The sequence below is a fragment of the Thiocapsa imhoffii genome (assembly GCF_016583985.1).
Lineage (GTDB): Bacteria > Pseudomonadota > Gammaproteobacteria > Chromatiales > Chromatiaceae > Thiocapsa > Thiocapsa imhoffii.
Genome location: NZ_NRSD01000007.1, coordinates 160215 through 178312 on the forward strand (window position 1 = coordinate 160215; position 18098 = coordinate 178312).

Annotated in this window: 10 protein-coding genes; 8 read left to right on the forward strand and 2 right to left on the reverse strand. The window is 62.3% G+C overall.

Going from position 1 to position 18098, the window contains the following annotated elements; genetic code table 11:
* Positions 1-10 precede the first annotated feature (10 nt).
* Positions 11-820, reverse strand: a complete 810-nt coding sequence (locus tag CKO25_RS09255) for a carbon-nitrogen family hydrolase (RefSeq protein WP_200387643.1) — start codon at positions 818-820, stop codon at positions 11-13.
* A gap of 367 nt (positions 821-1187) precedes the next feature.
* Between CKO25_RS09255 and CKO25_RS09260 the strand changes: the two genes are divergently transcribed.
* Both CKO25_RS09260 and CKO25_RS09265 read left to right on the forward strand, forming a co-directional pair.
* A complete protein-coding gene (locus tag CKO25_RS09260) occupies positions 1188-3086 on the forward strand; it encodes a non-ribosomal peptide synthetase (protein ID WP_200387644.1) in 1899 nt (632 codons plus the stop codon).
* Positions 3087-3106: 20 nt separating this feature from the next.
* A complete protein-coding gene (locus CKO25_RS09265) occupies positions 3107-8104 on the forward strand; it encodes a type I polyketide synthase (RefSeq protein ID WP_200387645.1) in 4998 nt (1665 codons plus the stop codon).
* Here CKO25_RS09265 and CKO25_RS21935 read toward each other — a convergent pair.
* Positions 8086-8193: a YSIRK-type signal peptide-containing protein gene (locus CKO25_RS21935; protein ID WP_371829710.1), complete on the reverse strand. Its 108-nt coding sequence runs from the start codon at positions 8191-8193 to the stop codon at positions 8086-8088. The genes CKO25_RS09265 and CKO25_RS21935 overlap by 19 nt on opposite strands.
* Here CKO25_RS21935 and CKO25_RS09275 point away from each other — a divergent pair.
* The 6 genes from CKO25_RS09275 to CKO25_RS09300 form a co-directional block, all read left to right on the forward strand.
* On the forward strand, positions 8155-11349 hold the full coding sequence (locus CKO25_RS09275; RefSeq protein ID WP_242467524.1) for a non-ribosomal peptide synthetase: 3195 nt from the start codon (positions 8155-8157) through the stop codon (positions 11347-11349). The genes CKO25_RS21935 and CKO25_RS09275 overlap by 39 nt on opposite strands.
* Positions 11346-14111: a condensation domain-containing protein gene (locus CKO25_RS09280; RefSeq protein WP_200387648.1), complete on the forward strand. Its 2766-nt coding sequence runs from the start codon at positions 11346-11348 to the stop codon at positions 14109-14111. Before CKO25_RS09275 ends, CKO25_RS09280 begins: the two co-directional genes overlap by 4 nt.
* Positions 14108-14866: an alpha/beta hydrolase family protein gene (locus CKO25_RS09285; RefSeq protein ID WP_200387649.1), complete on the forward strand. Its 759-nt coding sequence runs from the start codon at positions 14108-14110 to the stop codon at positions 14864-14866. The genes CKO25_RS09280 and CKO25_RS09285 overlap by 4 nt, the downstream gene beginning before the upstream one ends.
* A complete protein-coding gene (locus CKO25_RS09290) occupies positions 14845-15798 on the forward strand; it encodes an alpha/beta fold hydrolase (RefSeq protein WP_200387650.1) in 954 nt (317 codons plus the stop codon). Before CKO25_RS09285 ends, CKO25_RS09290 begins: the two co-directional genes overlap by 22 nt.
* Before the next feature lie 106 nt (positions 15799-15904).
* A complete protein-coding gene (locus tag CKO25_RS09295) occupies positions 15905-16615 on the forward strand; it encodes a 4'-phosphopantetheinyl transferase family protein (protein WP_200387651.1) in 711 nt (236 codons plus the stop codon).
* Between the two features lie 713 nt (positions 16616-17328).
* The coding region (locus CKO25_RS09300) for a PKD domain-containing protein (protein ID WP_200387652.1) at positions 17329-18098 on the forward strand (770 nt) is incomplete at its 3' end.

Consider the following 18098-nt stretch of genomic DNA (forward strand, 5'->3'; position numbering starts at 1 on the left):
TGACCGTGGATCAAGACCCTGAATTCGATCCAGAATAGAGTTCGGGTCTGCGATCGTCGAAGACCGGGATCCGGGCGCGCGTCTGAGCGATGAGCGACAGGTCGAGTTCAGCGATGAGCAGCTGGGGCTGATCGTCGGCCTCGACGAGCATGTCTCCCATGGGGTCGATGATGCAGGATTGCCCGCAAAAGCGGTTGTTTGCATCGCTTCCCGCACGATTGCAGGCGATCACGAACATCTGGTTTTCGATGGCTCGGGCCTGAAGGAGTGTGCGCCAGTGCGCGCAACGCGGTTCTGGCCATTCAGCCGGGATCACCACGGCGCAGGCGCCGGCGAGGGCATAAGAGCGGAACAATTCCGGAAAGCGCAAATCGTAACAGATCGCTAATCCAAAGAGTCCCCAGCCCGTGTCGACAAGTTCGAGACGTTCGCCCGCGGTGAGATAGCGATCCTCCTGCATCAGACCAAATAAGTGGGTCTTGCTATAGGCGGCGCGCGTCTGGCCGGTGGCGTCAACATAGACGGCGGTGTTGGCGATCCGTCCAGGCTCCAAGCGGGCAAGGCAGGAGCCGAGGATGGCGATCCCGTGGGCGCGTGCGAGTGATGCGGTTGCTTTGAAGATGCCGGCATCGATCGCCGTGGCATGATCCTCGGCGCGGGCCAGGTCATAGCCGGTTGACCAGAGTTCCGGGAAGACAATCAGGTCAGCGCCCTGTTCAGCCGCCTCGGCGGTCCAGGACCGCACCTGCGCGAGGTTCGCGGCTGGATCACCCCAAACGAGGTTCAACTGCCCGAGGGCGATCGTCATGCGTGCATTCATGGTCTACAGCCTCCGCTCATGGGGTCATCACCTCGCTCGGTGAGTATGCGCGGCTGGGGAAGGCCGTATCAAGTCGTTCGCCTGCTGCGCGCGGGCGGGCCCCGGCATGCGAGGAGCATGAGCCGCGCGCAACCCGGACGACAATGCTGTACGCGATCAGTCGAATCGGCTGACTTCCCACTTGACCGCGAGGGGTCAGGCACAGGATGCTATAGGATGTTGCGGTCGGTTGTGTCCGTGTCGCGACCTTGTCGTAGGCCGTTTGAGCCACAACTTCATCTTTCTTCCGGCTGTCCTCGGCGAGCCGTCTAAGACCCATCGAGATCGTGACACCTTGCCAAATGCCCTGTGGATAAACGCAAACGGTATGGACGCACGACACGTCAACTGTACAGCACCCCCGGCGAAGACGATCTACAGCCTCTTTGACAGCGCCGTCGATCGCTCCGCGGACCATATAGCCCTCGTCCATGCCGTCCCTGGGGCGTCTCGAAGCTGGACCTATCGTGCGCTCCGCCAGGCCGTGGAGGCAGCGTCCGCGCGGTTCGCGGGGGAGGGCGTCTTACCCGGGGACATCGTTGCCGTGATCGCCGATCGGCAACTCGAAACCATCGCGGCCTATCTCGCGGCGATGCGGCTCGGCGCGGCCTATCTCCCGATCGACCCACGGTTTCCAATCGATCGAATTCGCTACATGCTTAGTGATGCCGAGCCCCGCCTGGTGCTGGCCGAGCGAGCCGTTGCGGGGCTGGAGACGCGAGCGCTGATCGAGTCAGCCGCGGCGGCGGATGCGGTCAAGATGCACGAGCAAAGCCCGCTCAAGGTCCCCGAGGACGATCCAGAGCGCGCTGCCTGCATCATGTATACCTCGGGCTCGACGGGCGCGCCCAAAGGCGTCGTGCTCCCGCACCGCAGTCTGGTCCGCCTTCTGTGGGGCGCGGACTACTATGATTTCGGCGCTGATCGTGTCTTCCTGCAACTGAGCGCGTTGACCTTCGACGTCTCGATCCTCGAGATCTTCGGCGCGCTCGTGCACGGTGGAACCTCGGTTCTCTTTCCCACGCATGGGGTGCCTGACCTTGAGTTGTTGCGAGCCGTGGTGCGTGATCATGGCGTCACCACGACCTGGCTGACCACGTCCCTATTCAACAGCATCGTCAGCCTTGATCCGAGCGTCTTGCAGGGGCTGCACACCATTTTGATCGGCGGCGAGGCACTCTCCGCGCCCCATGTTCGGCTGGCGCAACGGGCCTTGCCCGAGTTGCAACTGATCAATGGCTACGGCCCAACCGAGAACCATATCAGTACGTGCTACCAGATCCCGAATCCACTGCCACAGGAGTGGGCGTCGATTCCAATCGGCCGCCCGATCACGGGCAGCACCGCCTATGTGCTCGATGAGCAGGGTGCGCCGGTTGCGGCCGGCCAGGTCGGCGAACTCTACGTCGGCGGCTACGGGGTGGCGCTCGGTTATCTGAATAAACCCGAACTGACCGCCGAGCGTTTCTTGCCCGATCCCTTTATCGAAATGCCCGGGCTGCGGATGTATAAAACCGGTGATCTGGTGCGTGACCTCGGGGACGGTTGCTTGGATTACCTCGGACGCAATGACACCCAGGTCAAGATTCGCGGTCATCGTATTGAGTTAGGCGAGATCGAGAATGTGCTCCTCTCCCATCCTCAGGTGACGGATGCAAAAGTCCGCCTCAAGCACGACGGCCACGGTGAGAAGCACTTGGTCGCCTATTATCTGACCGATGGCGTCGATCTCACAGACCTTGGTGACTGGCTGTCGCGGAAGCTGCCGGCCGCCATGGTGCCATCTCAGATCGTGCGCCTGGCCTATATCCCTCTCAATCAGAATGGCAAACTCGACGAATCACGTTTGCCCAACCCATTCGACACGGATCCAAGCGATCAGGTGGAGGGAACGGGATCCATTCTCGAGGCGTCGCTGAACTGGGCGAGCGTGCCCGAACTGATCGAGGCCCTCTGGCGTCTCGTGTTACCGCCAGGGCAAGGCTTTTCGCACACGGATAGTTTTTTTCAGGTTGGCGGGACCTCGCTGGGGACGCTGCAGGTCGCGGCTCGGTTGAGTCGCGAACTCGATCGCCCCATTCCTGTGATCAAGTTGTTTGAGTTTCCGACGATCGAGCGTCTGGCGGCCTATCTGTCCGGAGCGGACGCGTCCCGTCCGCTCGATGCGGCTCAGGACCGTGCCGCGCGTGCCCGGCAGGCGCGGGAACGTCGGCGCGGTACACGTTAGCGATCAGGCGTCAGTGATCCATGTCTGAATATGACCCCAATGCCGTGCCGGCTGATGCCATTGCGATCATCGGTCTGTCTGGTCGTTTTCCAGGTGCCGGTGATGCGCGCGCCTTCTGGCGGAATTTGCTTCAAGGACGTGAGTCCATCACCTTTTTCGAGCAGGATGAACTCGATCCAGCCGTCGCCGAGGAGGCAGGTGATCCGCTCTATATCCGGGCGAAGGGGATCTTGGAGGGCATCGAGTGTTTCGATGCGACCTTATTCGGTATTCCACCGGCCGAGGCGCGCATGCTCGATCCACAGCAGCGGGTACTGCTCGAACTCGCTTGGGCGGCGCTCGAGGACGCGGGCTATGGCTCCCCCACGCGGACCGATAAGATCGCGGTCTATGCCGGGACGAACTGGAACCGCTACGAAACGCTGAATCTCGCAACGCAACCGGAGTTGCTGCGCCGCTACGGTGCGTTCAATGCGGCCCTGGCGAACGAGGCGGATTTTCCGGCCACACGGATTTCCTATAAGTTGAACCTCACGGGGCCGAGCGTCAGTCTGTTCACAGCCTGCTCGACCAGCTTGGTCGCGGTGTCCGAAGCGGTCAAGAGTCTCCTGAACTACGAGTGTGAGATGGCTCTGGCTGGTGGGGCCTCGATCACCCTGCCACAACGTCAAGGCTATCTGTACCAGGACGGCGGCATGCTCTCGCGCGACGGGCATACCCGCACCTTCGATGCGGCCAGCAGTGGCACAACCTTCAACGAAGGAGCGGCCTTACTGCTGCTCAAGCGCCTGGAGGATGCGCTCGCGGACCGCGATCACATCTATGCGGTCATCCGCGGCGCCGCCATCAACAATGATGGCGGCGAAAAGATGAGCTTCACGGCGCCAAGCGTGGCCGGGCAGGCGGACGTCATCGCCAGTGCCCTCGCTGCCGCGGATCTTGCACCCGAGAGCATCACCTATATCGAGACCCATGGCACGGCAACGCCGCTGGGCGATCCGATCGAAGTTGCGGCACTGCATCAGGTGTACGCCCCATCCGCGCAAGCGGGTGCCGGGAGCTGTGTGCTCGGGGCGCTGAAGAGCAATGTCGGACACCTGACCCACGCGGCCGGTGTGGCGGGTCTCATTAAACTCGCGTTCTGCGTGGAACAAGGGCGCATTCCCGCGACCTTGCACTTCCATGAGCCGAATCCCGCCCTGCATCTCGAGCAGACGCGGTTTCGCGTGAATCAATGCACGGAAGCCTGGGAGCCTGGTCAGTGGCCGCGGCGGGGCGCTGTCAGCTCCTTTGGCGTGGGCGGAACCAATGCGCACGTCATCATCGAGCAGGCTCCACGTCAAGAGCCGAGTGACCCCCACACGGCGGTTCCAGTAGCGCTGGTGAGCGCTCGCCATGCCGAGGGACCCACCCAGTTGGCGCAGGCGCTGGCCGACCGATTGGCCGAGGAGCCGGATCTGAATCTAGGCGATGTGACCTACTCGCTGGCGGTCGGACGACAGGTTTTAGCCCATCGTCTCGCGGTGGTGGCGCGCGATCTCGGCGACATGACCGAGACGCTGCGGCGCGGCCGGGGGCCGCGCTTGGTGCGTGGGCAGGCCACGGCTGGGATCGATCGTCTCGTCTTCGCCTTTCCTGGGCAGGGTGCGCAACGTCTCGGCATGGGAGCCGACCTCTATCACCAGAACGCGGCATTCCGCGACGCGATGGATGCGTGTCTCCAGATCGCCGACGCGCGACTCGATCTGGATTTGCGCACGCTCACGGTCGCGCCGTCGTCCGATGAGTCGATCCAGCACGCCTTGGAGCAGACCCGCTACACTCAGCCGGCCCTGTTTGCTATGGGTTACGCCTTGGGACAGGCGCTGATGGCATTCGGGGTGCGACCGGATGTTATGGTCGGACATAGCGTTGGCGAGTTCGTCGCTGCGACCCTGGCTGGCGTCATGAGCCTCGAGGACGGCATGCACCTGATCATTGAGCGTGCACGCTTGATGCAGGCAATGCCAGCGGGGGGGATGCTCGCGGTGCATTTGGACGAAGACGCCGCGAGCCGCTTGGCAGAGGCGCATCAACTCACGATCGCCGCCGTCAACGCCCCTGATCTGACAGTGCTCTCGGGACGGCTCGAGCAGATCGCCGCGGCGGAGCAAGCGCTCGCCGACCGTGGTCTACGTGGCACCCGCTTACGCACCTCGCATGCCTTTCACTCCGCGATGATGGATCCGGCGGCGGAGTCCTTCGCCGATGCCCTCGCTGACATCGTGCTTCGGGCCCCGCAAATCCCCATTGTCTCCACCGCGACGGGTGCCGTACTGACCGATGCCGAGGCGACCTCGCACCACTATTGGCAACGACACTTACGAGTCCCGGTCCGTTTCGCCGAGGCCATGCGGACACTCTGTGCCATGGGGCGCTGTGCGATGATTGAGCTCGGCCCCGGCGCGACCCTCACGGCCTTGGCGAAGCGTCAAAGCGAGGACGAGCATCTGTTCGTCGCGGCACTCGCCGCGCGCGATCTCACTGAACAAGAGTCGCTGATGTCCGCGCTCGCCCAATTGTGGGTCGACGGCGTTGACATTCCGTGGTCACAGATGTTCGGGGATGAGCGACGCGCGCGTGTCAGTTTGCCGACCTATCCGTTCGAGCGACAACGGCACTGGGTCGATCCTGTTCCAATGGCTCCGGTCGCGCCGGCGGTGCCCATCGCCCCGGACGAGCGCATGCCGCAAGCCGCCGCAGGGACGTCAGCGGATGTGATTCACCCAGCAGCAGTCGAGTCGTGCGAGATGACAAGTCCTCAAGAGAAGCATGCTACCGATCCTCACTACGCGCAGATCCTCGCGCGCGTGGTTGCGCTGTTCGAGGATGTGTCGGGTTTGTCGCTGCAAGACATCGATCCACGACAATCCTTTGTGACGCTCGGTTTTGATTCACTGTTCATGACGCAAGCCAGCGCCGCGCTCAAGCGGGAATTCTCGGTGCCGCTGTCCTTCCGTCAACTCAGCGCCGAGTTGGATTCGCCCGAGGCCCTCGCGCGATTCCTTGCCGAGCGGGTTGCGCCGTCCGTGTCGCCCGCCAGTGCCACGCCCGCGGATGCGCCACAGCCGCAGGGCGCCACCAACCCGACCGCCGCGCGGGAGGGCACGCCTGGCGGTGGGGTCGCTCCCGCTGCAAACGCGCTGGCGGCGGCGACCAGCGAGAGTCTCCGGTCATCGTCCATCCAGACGGATTCCGCGCTCGGTGCCGTTATCGCCGAGCAGTTACGCCTGATGGGGCGTCAACTCGAGATGTTATCGGGCAGCTTAACCGTGAGTGCGCCGCCGCTGCCCCAGAGCACCCAGACGACGGAGCCAGCGGCGTTCGTGGCGCCCCGGCAGCCGGACCCAGATGCATCCCAACCGCGGATTGCGGCTCCTCAGATCGATCCGGCGAGTCAGACTCCCGGCAAACTCCCACTGCGTTCGGATGATGACCGCCCGGTGAGCGTGGGCAGTTGGGACGATCTCGATGCGCGGCGCCGTACCGCCTTACAGACCTTCATGGCCGAGCATGTCGCTCGCACTGGCGCTTCCAAGGCGCACATCGCCCGCTTTCGCGGCCATCATGCCGATCCCCGTACGGCGGCCGGTTTCAGCCGAGTCTGGAAAGAGATCGTCTACCCGATCGTCTGTGAGCGCTCGTCCGGCGCGCGTCTATGGGATCTAGACGGCAACGAATATATCGATCTCTTGAATGGCTTCGGGCCCAATTTTCTTGGCCATGCCCATCCTGAGGTCGTCGACGCGATTCGCCGTGAGCTGTCGCTTGGTTTTGAGATCGGCCCGCAGCAACGCCTTGCGGGCGAGGCGGCGGAACTGGTGTGCGAACTCACGGGGATGGATCGCGCCAGTTTCATGTGCACGGGTTCCGAGGCGGTGCAAGCCGCGATACGGTGCGCCCGAACCTACACACAACGCGATAAGATCGTCCTGTTTCGCGGCGATTACCATGGCAATTTCGACGAAGTGCTGGTGCGCGGCGTGACCAGTGCGGGGCATTTGAAGACGCTCCCGAGCGCGCCTGGGATTCCTCCTGGCAGCGTTGGCAATGTCATTGTTCTGGAATACGGTCACGACAGCGCGCTGAAGATCATCGAAGACATCGCCGATCAGGTCGCCGCCGTGATGGTCGAACCGGTGCAAAGCCGCCGCCCCGAACTGCAGCCGCGCGACTTTTTACATCGACTGCGTGCCATCACGGAGCAGCACGGGGCCCTGCTGATCTTCGATGAGGTAGTCACTGGGTTCCGGTGCCATCCAGGTGGTGCCCAAGCCCATTTCGGCGTGCGCGCCGATCTTGCGACCTACGGTAAGGTTGCCGGCGGGAACATGCCGCTCGGCATCGTTGCCGGCCGGCGTGCGGTCATGGATACCTTCGATGGCGGGACCTGGGCATATGGTGACGACTCCAAGCCTGATGCGGGGGTGACCTTTTTCGCCGGGACCTTCGTCCGCCAACCATTTGCGATTGCCGGCTGTCATGCGACACTGAGCATTCTCAAGCGCGAAGGCCCGCAACTACAGCGACGCGTCAACACCATGACGGAAGGGTTCGCGAGTCGGATCAATGCACTCTTTGCGAATCATGAACTGCCGTTTGAGATTCCTCACTTCAGTTCCGTCATGTATCTGCGCAACCGCGACAAGAGCGACTTGGGCTCGCTGTTGTGGTATTACCTGCGGCATTATGGTGTCTTCGCGTTGGAGGGTTTCCCGACCTACTTGACGGCATCGCATACGCCGGATGAGATCGATCAGTTGGTGGAGCGTTTTCGCCTCAGTGTCGAGCGGATGATCGCCGACGGGATGTTGCATGCCCGTTCGGCACGCAGCCAGTCCGGGGCGAATGCGGGGTCCCCGACCATGTCTCTGGCCCCGCCGGTTCCCGGTGCACGCCTCGGGAAGGACCCCCGGGGCAACCCGGCTTGGTATGCGCCTGATCCCGATCGGCCAGGAGCCTACGTGCAAATTTCGTGAGTCGGGCGGCAGGGAAGCCCCACACTCAATTTTCGAATCGAGTACCTGTTATGAAGGCCACACCGGTCGACTATGACCCCTTTGCGGATGGGGCATTGGCGAAGACCTTGAAGGTCACCGAAGCCCAGAAAGAGATCTGGGCGGCGACACAGCTTGGCGAGGATGCCTCCTGCGCCTTCAACGAGTCGGTGTCGATCCATCTGCGCGGCGAGTTGGACCTAGATGCCCTGGCGCTGGCGATCGAGCGCTTAGTCCATCGCCACGAGGCGATGCGGACCACCTTCACCCCGGACGGTGATCTGCTGTGTCTCCTCGAAGTGGTTAGACCCGCCGTGACTCGCCACGATCTATCCGCGTCGGCGGACCCCGATGACGCATTGCGTGCATTTTGCGCACAGGCCGTCATCAAGCCGTTCGATCTGGAGCATGGCCCACTGTTCCGATTCGACCTGGTGCGTCTCGAACCCGGTCACCACGTCTTGGTCGTGACGGCCCACCACATCGTGTTCGATGGCTGGTCCAGTGCCGTGGCGATCGGTGAACTCGGCGTGCTTTACGATGAGTTGTGCGGAATCAACAACACACCGTTGCCAAGCCCGCCGCGCTTCTCTGATTATGTGGCCTTCCTTGATCAGCAGGATCCGAAAGCGGATGCGGATTACTGGATCGAGCAGTTCTCCGGGACCTTGCCGGCCTTCGAACTGCCACTCGACAAACCACGACCGGCCTTTCGGACCTTCCGCGCCGGGCGCGTCGATCATCTCTTCGATGAGGCCTTGACCGCGGACTTGAATCACGCGGCACGCCGCTGTCGCGCGAGCCTGGTGGTGACCCTCTTCGCGGCCTGGATGGCCTATTTGCATCGCATCACCGGCGCGACCGACCTGGTGACCGGCATGCCCGCGGCCGGCCAGAATGCCTCGGGACTGCAGGGATTGATCGGTCATTGCGTGAATCTGTTACCGATCCGCGTCGCCGTCGATCCCACCATGAGCTTCGAGGCCCTGGTGGGCGTCGTCCGTGCCAAGGTGCTGGATGCGGTCGAGCATCAGCTCTACACCTTCGGCAGCCTGCTGCAGGCGCTGCCCATTCCACGCGATCCCAGTCGCATCCCACTGGTGCCCGTTCAATTCAACTTGGATCCAACTGGCATCGTCACCCAGGGGTTCACCGGGTTAGTGGTGCGGGTCTTCAATAACCCGCGCCAGTTCGAGAATTTCGAATGGTTCCTGAACCTGACCAAGGTGCCGGAAGGGATTCGACTCGAATGCCAATACAACGCGGATCTCTTCGATGAAGTCAGCATCCAGGACCGGTTGCGTGAGTTCGAGTGCCTGCTCCGAGGGGTCGTCAGCGACTCCCAGGAATGCATCGGACGCTTGCCGCTGGTGCCGGACGACTGGCGCGAACGCCTACTGGAGACCTGGAATCAGACCGATGGCGAGTTTGCCATCGACCTGGGGACGGACGCATTGATTGCCGCTCAGTCTGAACGGACGCCGGATGCTGTCGCCCTGATCGGGTTATCCGAGCGCCTCAGCTATCAGGGCTTGGACGAACGTGTTGCACACCTTGCGGGCGTCCTGCGATCCCAGGGCGTGGGTCGTGGCGCATTGGTCGGGATCGCGCTCGAGCGGGATCTCGATTTGGTTATTGCGGCCTTGGCGGTCTGGCGGCTCGGGGCGGCTTATGTCCCGCTCGATCCCGATTTTCCGCGGGAACGGCTGCGTGACATGGTCCTCGACGCGCGCCTCGCACACGTGATCTCGAGCCGGGCCGTGGCGGAGGACTTGGCGCTAACCGACGTGGCAATCGTGCGACTCGACGCACTGGATCAGGACTCCGCTGGCACCGAGCCGGTCATGCAGTCCTGCTCCTTGCCCGACGATCTGGCCTATCTGATCTACACCTCTGGCTCCACCGGCAAGCCGAAGGGCGTGCGGGTGCTGCATCGCAACGTCGTCAACTTTCTGAGATCGATGGCGATCCGCCCCGGAATCGCGGCGGGCGATCTCCTCGTTGCCGTCACCACGCTCTCGTTCGATATTTCGGTGTTGGAGCTGTTCCTTCCGCTGACGACCGGCGCCTGCACACAGATTGCGAGCCAGGAGCAGACCCGTGACGGTCAAGCCCTGTGTGAACTCCTGGAGACGTCGGGTGCGACCATGATGCAGGCAACCCCTGCGACCTGGCGGATGCTGATCGAGTCGGACTGGAACCCCAGCCGCCCCTTCGTGGCCTTGTGTGGTGGCGAGGCCCTGCCAGGCGAGTTGGCGCAGCGGCTGATCGAGCGCGCCAGTCGGGTCTTCAACATGTACGGACCCACCGAGACCACGATCTGGTCCGCGGTGCATGCGGTGACGGTCGCGGAGCCCATGACGCCGATCGGTACCCCCATCCATAACACTCAGCTGTATGTCCTGAACGACGCCATGCGGATAGCTCCGGTGGGGGTCGCGGGCGAACTCTACATCGGGGGGCAGGGGGTCGCGGCCGGTTATCACGAGCGACCGGAGCTGACGCAGGAACGTTTTGTCGCGTCGCCTTTCCGTGCCGGCGAGCGGCTGTACCGAACGGGCGACCTCGCGCGCTGGCGTCGGGATGGTGTCATGGACTATCTCGGTCGCTCGGACACGCAGGTCAAGGTCCGAGGCTTTCGCATCGAACTCGGTGAGCTCGAATCGGCGTTGTTGGCGTATCCCGGCGTGCGCGAGGCCGTGGCGCGCGTGTATGAACCCGCTCCCGGGGACACGCGTTTGGTCGCCTACTATGTCTCCGATGCAGAGGAGGAGATTCCGCTCGGGCCCTTGCGTGAGGCACTTGGCGCGCGGCTGCCCGCTTACATGCTGCCGCAACATCTGATGCGACTTGAGCACATCCCCTTGACACCGAATCGCAAGGCGGATCGTCAGGCCTTGCCGGCGCCGACGCTGTCGGAGCGGCGGACCATCGTGGCACCGCGCACCGAGGCCGAGCGGGCGGTCGCGTCGATCTGGAAGGGGGTCCTGGGTGTCGATGAGGTGGGCGTCGGCGACGATTTCTTTGCGCTGGGTGGGCACTCGATCCTGGCGACACGGGTGGTGGCGAGGCTGCGCGATGAGTTGGGCATCCAACTTCCCCTGCGCCGCTTATTCGAGAATGCTCGCCTCGAATCGCTTGCGGGGCATGTGGCGACCTTGCTTGCATTGCGTGATGCGTCGTCGGATGAAGGTGACGGCATCGACCGAGAGGAGATGGCCTTTTGAGTGTCGCGGGGATTCTGAGCTCGCTTCTGGAACAGGGGGTCAGGCTCAGGGCCGAGGGCGAACGACTCGTTGTCAACGCCCCCGCCGGTGTGATGACCGAGGAGATGGCGGCGAGCATTCGTGCCCATAAGGCGGACATCCTGGCCGCTTTGCGCGAGATCGCAGATGCGGAATCATCCCTCGCTCTGCCACAGGCTCCGCTCCCCGCGGCGGCCGGGTCGGTCTCGTTGAGCCAGGAGCGGATTTGGACGGTCAGTCAACTCCATCCCGAAACCCTTCACTATGCGCTGAGCGAGGCCTGGTGGCTGCGCGGTCCGCGTCATGTGAGCGCCCTCGAACAGGCACTGCGGGCACTGTGCGATCGTCATGGTTTGATGCGCGCGCGTTTTGTGCCGGGTGATGAGGGTGCGGTGCGGCTTGATACCGCCGAATGCGGTGTCCTCACGCTCGAGCGGATCGATCTGTCGGATGAATCGCCGGAGCATGTCGAGGCCGTGGCCCAGGTGCGCATGGAGGCACTCGCTAGGGTGCCATTCGACCTGGCCGCGGAGACGCTGGTCCGCGCCTATCTGCTCGAACTCGATGCACAGCGCGCGCTCCTTTACATCGTGACGCACTCCATCATCTGGGATGCTCCAAGTTTCGAGATTTTGATCGAGGAACTGGGCACCCTCTATCAGAACAGCGTCGCGGGAACCTCCGTAACCCTACCCGAGATCCCCATCCGTTTCGAGGATTATGCCTGGTGGCAGCGCGAGCGCCATCAGGCTCCGGCCATGCTGGCGGCCCTGCGCTACTGGAAAGATCAGTTGGCCGGGACCAGCCTGGCGCCACTCCCATTGCCGGTCGACCGCGTGCCAGAACGCTCGGCCACACCCCTGGGCGCACGGTTCCATTTTACCTTCCCCGCCGCGCTTGCCGCGGCGGTCTCCACCTTCTGCAAGACGTCGGGCGTTACGCCCTTCATGCTGCTGCTCTCCGCCTATGTGCTGCTGCTCTCGCGCTATGCCGATCGCGAGACCGTCGTCATCACCGCCGCCGTGCAGGAACGCAACGATGCGCGACTCGAGCGCATGATTGGAACCTTTACCAATCACATCTTCCTCCCGTTTCAGGTCAATGAGGATCTGTCCTTTACCGCCCTGGTCGGGATGGTGAAGGAGCGCACCCTCGATGCCTTGGCCTATCAACACTGTGCTGTGGAGGCTGTGATCGAGGCGTTGGATGTCGACCTTGGCCAGAGCAGTCTGTTCCAACTCAATTACATCTATCGCAGCGCGGAGCAACAGCCCCGCGCGTGGGGGCCTCTGGAGGTGCTCCCGGGACCGTCTCGCAACTCCAATGCGATTCACGGTGATCTGAGCTTCTGGATCGACGAGGCGAACGACACCCTAACCGCGGGGATCGATTATCGGGCCGATCTTTTCGAGGAGGAGTCGATCGCGAGGCTGGTGCGCCGTTTTCTACACCTTCTGGAACAAGGGCTAGCGCGTCCGCAAGAGCCTGTGACGCGGATCTCGCTCGATCAGTCCGATGCCTGGCCACACGGACAAGACGCGGACCGGAGTGGTCAGGTAATCTCGGTACTGGACGCGATCACGGCCTTGATCAAGAGACTGTCGCTCAAGGACGACGATGTCATCCTGTTCGCGGATGCTGAACGCATCACCGAGTGCCCACACTGGGAGCAGGCCGCGCGACCGGTTGGTGCCCGGCTCATCCGAGCGCCGGATGTGGCGCTCGGTGATGAACGGGATCTGTATCAGGAGGTGTGCAGGGAGCGCCCGCGTGTCTTGCTCACCTCGGTCCCAATGGCCACCGCCTTATGTGTGCTTGACCTGGAATCCGCGCGACTGGGCGAGACGACACTGGTCACCTATCCAGCCCAGGCGAGCATGCCGGTCCTGCATCGATTGGCCCAGTCGTTTCAGTCTGTTCTGCCGGTGCTGGAGCGGGAATCGACCCGCACCCCGGTGCTTGCCGGTAGCCTCGCGCCGGCGGGCGATGCACTGGTGCTGGAGCCTGTGCCGGGCTTGGTGGTTCGGGTTCGTGACCGCCTGGATCGTGATTGCCCCCCGGGGATCGATGGCGCCCTGGTCGTGTGGTCGCTCGCGCCCGGTGCGATCGGGGAGTGGGAGAACTTGAATGCGCGTGGGCGTTGGATCGAGGAGCAGCGCATCCGTCTCAGCGACTGGCTGGAGCCACTCAAGGAGTCCGACCGTCTCGCACGGATCGAGACCGCCTTGTCCGAGTTACCTGGCATCCGCGACTATCATGTCGAGCGTCGACGTGCGCAGACCGGGAAGGCACGATGGCTGATCTGGGTGCAACAGGACCTTGGCGCGGAACGGACGACGACGGAGTTGCGTGCCGTGTTGCACGAGACATTGGTCGAGTTGCCGTCACCCATCGCCATCGTGGATGTCGGCGTCATGCCGCGACGCGTGGATGGAGTCTTGATCGCCGAGCTCTTGGATGACCCCTTTGCCGATCATCATGCCGCCGGCTTTGAATTGCCCAGTCCAGGTCCTGAGCGCGTCTTGGCCGAGATTTGGTCGGAAATCTTGGGGGTTCAGCGGATTGGCGCGCATGATAGTTTTGCTGAACTTGGAGGCACGTCGCTGCAAGCCATCCGGGTGATCCAGCGGATGGAGGCCCGTCTCGGGTGGCGGGTCGAGCCACGGCTGCTCTTTTTCCAATCACTGCGACGCGTCGCGGCCCGTGCACCCAAGAAGGCTCCAGCGCTGGAGCAGGCGGCATGACGCTGCCGCTCTTCTTCGGCGCCTCGGGACACGAGCTCTATGGGGTCTATCATCCTGCCGTTGCGGAGGGGCATGCGGGGCGTGGGGTGGTGTTCTGCAACCCACTTCCACATGAAGCCATTGCGACCCAGTGGGCGTTTCGATTGCTCGGTGATAGCCTGGCGCGTGAGCGGATCCATTCCTTGCGGTTTGACTATCGAGCAACCGGTGATTCGGCTGGGGACTCCGACGAGATGTTGCTCTCCGGTCATCCCGCCGACATCGATTACGCGATCAATGAACTCAAGGTGTTGAGTGGAGTGACCTCCGTCCATTTGGTCGGCATCCGTCTCGGCGCCCTCTTTGCCCTGGAAGTGGCGCGCGCACGCTCCGACGTGGTGAGTGTGATTGCCTGGGAACCCGTGATGGACGGCTGTGCCTATCATGCGGAGTTGATGGAGTCGGCGACGCCATGGCGGACGGGCTATTGTGATGTTGGTGGGCTGGTGATCGCGGAGGCGAACTTCGAACAGATCAAACTGCTGAGTCTTCCCGCCGCGATCCAGGGTGTTCAATGCCGTGTTGACCTGATTGCCTCCCCGCACAACCCTGAGTTTGAGCAACTAGGAGCCTGGCTCGCGTCAAGTGCCTTGCCATGCAGATCCGAGATTGTCGAGGATGCGCTTCCTTGGAAGGCGGATAGCGAAGTCGGTGTGGCGCCAATCCCGGCTCAGGCGACGAGAGTAATCAAGACATGGCTCACGACTTCGATCTAGAGCACCCACCGCGCTCAACCGGAGCCTCCCGGACCGTTCGCGAGCGTGTCCTGAACTATGGCCGCAGTACCCCCTTGACGGGTGTCTTCACCTACAGCCCCGAGCATTTGCGCGCGGACTCACCGTGTGTTGTGGTCTTGAACGCCGGGGTCGTGCGCAAGAGTGGTCCTAATAACCTCAACGCCTTCCTGGCCCGACAATTCGCGCACCAGGGCTTCGGGACCTTCCGCTTCGACTTTGCTGGTGTCGGTGATAGTCCAAACCGCCAGGATACCCTGCCGTTGAAACAGGGTGTTCTGCAGGACGTGACCGAGACCCTCGACGCGTTGGAGTCGTTGGTGGGTGCGCGCCAGTTTGTCATCGTTGGGCTCTGCTCCGGCGCGGATAACGGTCTGCGGGCCGCACGTGTCGAGGCGCGGCGCGTCGTGGGTCTGGCCATGATCGATCCCACCGTGTTTCGGACCTTGAAATGGCGTCTTGTCAAAATAGCCAATCGGTTAGGGTCTTCGGATTTCTGGACTCGCTTGGTTACGCTGCGCCATCGCATGATTCGTGTGGCATTCGATCCCGTCCTCACCCTGCTCGGGGGGGCGCGCGATCCGGTTCAGGTCGTCGAAGAGCCCGAGCTCTACAACATCGGGTTACAGAACCGAGATGAGATCGAGGATTGTTTGAGGGAGGTGCGCGATGATGGCGTTGCGCTCTGTTTTGCCTTCACGGGCGGTTGGGCCGAACTCTACAATTATCGCAATCAACTTTACGATGTGTATCCAGGGCTTGGGCTGAAAGGGAGCGTGGAGCTGCTTTACTTCCCCGCGGCCACGCACACCTTTGCGTTGGCCGAGGACCGTCACGCGCTGGCGACAAATCTGCTGCGCTGGCTTGAACAGATCGAAGCAACGTCACACCACCGTTCCGAAGCGATGGCCTAGACTGCACCGCACTGATTTGCTCGACCTCGTGGTGTCGATGGCTGGACCCTGACGAGGCACTGAGCTTGCGCGGGCCGAGACAGAGAATCTTAAGAGCATGTTTTGGATGGCACGCGATCCCGAACCTGGGATTGTTGACCTCTATCATCTCGACATGGATCAGCCAAGCCGCGATGACTGCGACAGGCTCCTTGATGATCTCGTCGCGGACGAAGTCGAGCGAGCCAACCGCTTCCGTCATGACCTCCATCGACGGCGCTTCATTCTTGGGCGCGCCGCGCTGCGTGGGTTGTTATCCGACATCGCTGGTTGTCATCCCGCGCAGCTCCCTCTGAAATACAGCCCCGCTGGCAAGCCGTTCCTCGCCGCTGGTCCCTCCTTCAATGTTTCCCACAGCGAGCAGCACCTCTTCATTGGTCTTGCGCGAGATGGGGCTCTGGGGGTCGATATCGAGGTCAAGAAGACGATGCCCGATGTCCTGTCCTTGGCCGCGACTCAGTGCTCGCAGGACGAACGTCGAGTCCTCATGGGTCTCGCCTCCGCGGAGCAGAGTGCGGCTTTCCTACGGCTCTGGACCCGTAAGGAGGCGCTGCTCAAGGCCTATGGAACCGGCTTGTGTCTCCCGCTCCAGCAGCTCTCGATGGAGATGTTGTCGCATCGAGGCAACCTCTTTCGCGCCTCCAGCCTGCCAGGGTTGGATCCATCCGGATGGTCTGTTCACGACATCGCCCTGCATCCGATGCTGCAGGCCGCCGTGGCTTGGAATCGTCCTGCTTTCTCCCTCTTCCTCACGCATGGCAATCCACATCTGAAGTGACAGCTGGTCGGCTTAGGGTGAGCTGTTTTGAGAAACAGTTCGCCAAGTCAAGCGGCTGCGTCTGACTGCCTGACCGAACTGGGAAGCTGTTCACGGTTCCCTGCGAGCAGCCCACCTACATTCCGTACAACTACCGAAGCGAATGACGTCTTTAGACGGATGCGCCATGTAGGTCACGTCATTGCACTGACTGCCGGACGTATTGTGCGAAGGCATTGTGAGATCGATTCATGGATTCTGTCGTTGATTGAAGACAGCCAATAAACAATTCAAGCAGAGGGTTAGGTTACGGCATTGAAAAAAACGTCGCCAATCAGAGACGAAATTGCCAGTACGGCCGGTTCAGCAGAGGGGATCCGTCCAGCCCGGCCCGCACCAAGGATCATGGCGCAAAAGTCGCTTATGTACCGGGCTGATTCCTTGGTGCCTCACTTGAGCTCCAGGCTTGGGCCTCACTCGAACGCCTGTGAAGGCGAGCAATCATGGGCCGCTGACCTGAGTACGACAGTCGGTCGTGAGGACGTCAGCCCGGGTGCAGCCGCCATTCGATGCGACGGAACCAACTCGAGCGACGAGACGCGCATCAATGGTTGAGACATTCACAACCCTGAAGAGTCCGCCAGACAGATTTCTCTTTATCCGGCTCCTTTGACCCAATAGGTGTCCACATGTTCGCCGATCGATTGACCCTGAAAAATCAACGAGTCCGATTGATGACGATCATGCTGGGCGTGGCCTTGTTGGCGATGTTCGGGGTGGTCAGCTCCAGCGTTGCCGGGACTGCGACCCTCACGTGGAACGGCGTCGAAGGAGCTTCTGGGTATCGTGTCTTCTATGGCACGTCTTCGCGTTCTTACCAGGAGGTGCGCGACGTCGGTGTGCAAACCAATGCCACCGTCACGAATCTGAGCCCGGGAACGCGATATTTCTTCGCGCTGCAGGCCTATGCCGGTTCCCTTAACAGCGGGTTTTCCGAAGAGGTAAATGGGGTTGTTCCGGGTGCGGGTGGTGATCCGGTCATCGATCCACCAAAGGCTTTGTTTCAGACCAGCGTGAATGAAGGCGAGGCACCACTGCGAGTCATCTTCTCGGACCGCAGCGAAGGTGACATCGATTCATGGTTCTGGCGGTTTGGAGATGGGGCAACGAGTGATCAGCCCTCCCCCCAACACACCTATCAACAACCGGGTCAATACACCGCGGTGCTCGAGGTTCGTGGCCCGGGCGGGAGTGATTCTCAGACGACGCAGATCCGTGTCCTGGAGCCCGTGCCACCGCCGGTAGCGGGTTTCAGTGTGGATGTGAGTAGTGGGACGGCGCCGTTGCGGGTACGGTTTACGGATGGTTCGAGTGGGGCGATCAGTACGCGGCAGTGGAGTTTTGGGGATGGTGGGAGCAGTGGTGCGGTGAATCCGGAGCACACCTATCAGGCGCCTGGGACCTACAGTGTGCAGTTGACGGTGACGGGGCCGGGAGGACAGGA

What these genes read in the sequence shown, in the direction of transcription:
- CKO25_RS09290 (WP_200387650.1), top strand. Translation starts at nt 14,845, where the DNA reads ATGGCTCACGACTTCGATCTAGAGCACCCACCGCGCTCAACCGGAGCC.
- CKO25_RS09285 (WP_200387649.1), top strand. Translation starts at nt 14,108, where the DNA reads ATGACGCTGCCGCTCTTCTTCGGCGCCTCGGGACACGAGCTCTATGGG.
- CKO25_RS09265 (WP_200387645.1), top strand. Translation starts at nt 3,107, where the DNA reads ATGTCTGAATATGACCCCAATGCCGTGCCGGCTGATGCCATTGCGATC.
- CKO25_RS09260 (WP_200387644.1), top strand. Translation starts at nt 1,188, where the DNA reads ATGGACGCACGACACGTCAACTGTACAGCACCCCCGGCGAAGACGATC.
- CKO25_RS09275 (WP_242467524.1), top strand. Translation starts at nt 8,155, where the DNA reads ATGAAGGCCACACCGGTCGACTATGACCCCTTTGCGGATGGGGCATTG.
- CKO25_RS09255 (WP_200387643.1), bottom strand. Translation starts at nt 820, where the DNA reads ATGAATGCACGCATGACGATCGCCCTCGGGCAGTTGAACCTCGTTTGG.
- CKO25_RS09295 (WP_200387651.1), top strand. Translation starts at nt 15,905, where the DNA reads ATGGCACGCGATCCCGAACCTGGGATTGTTGACCTCTATCATCTCGAC.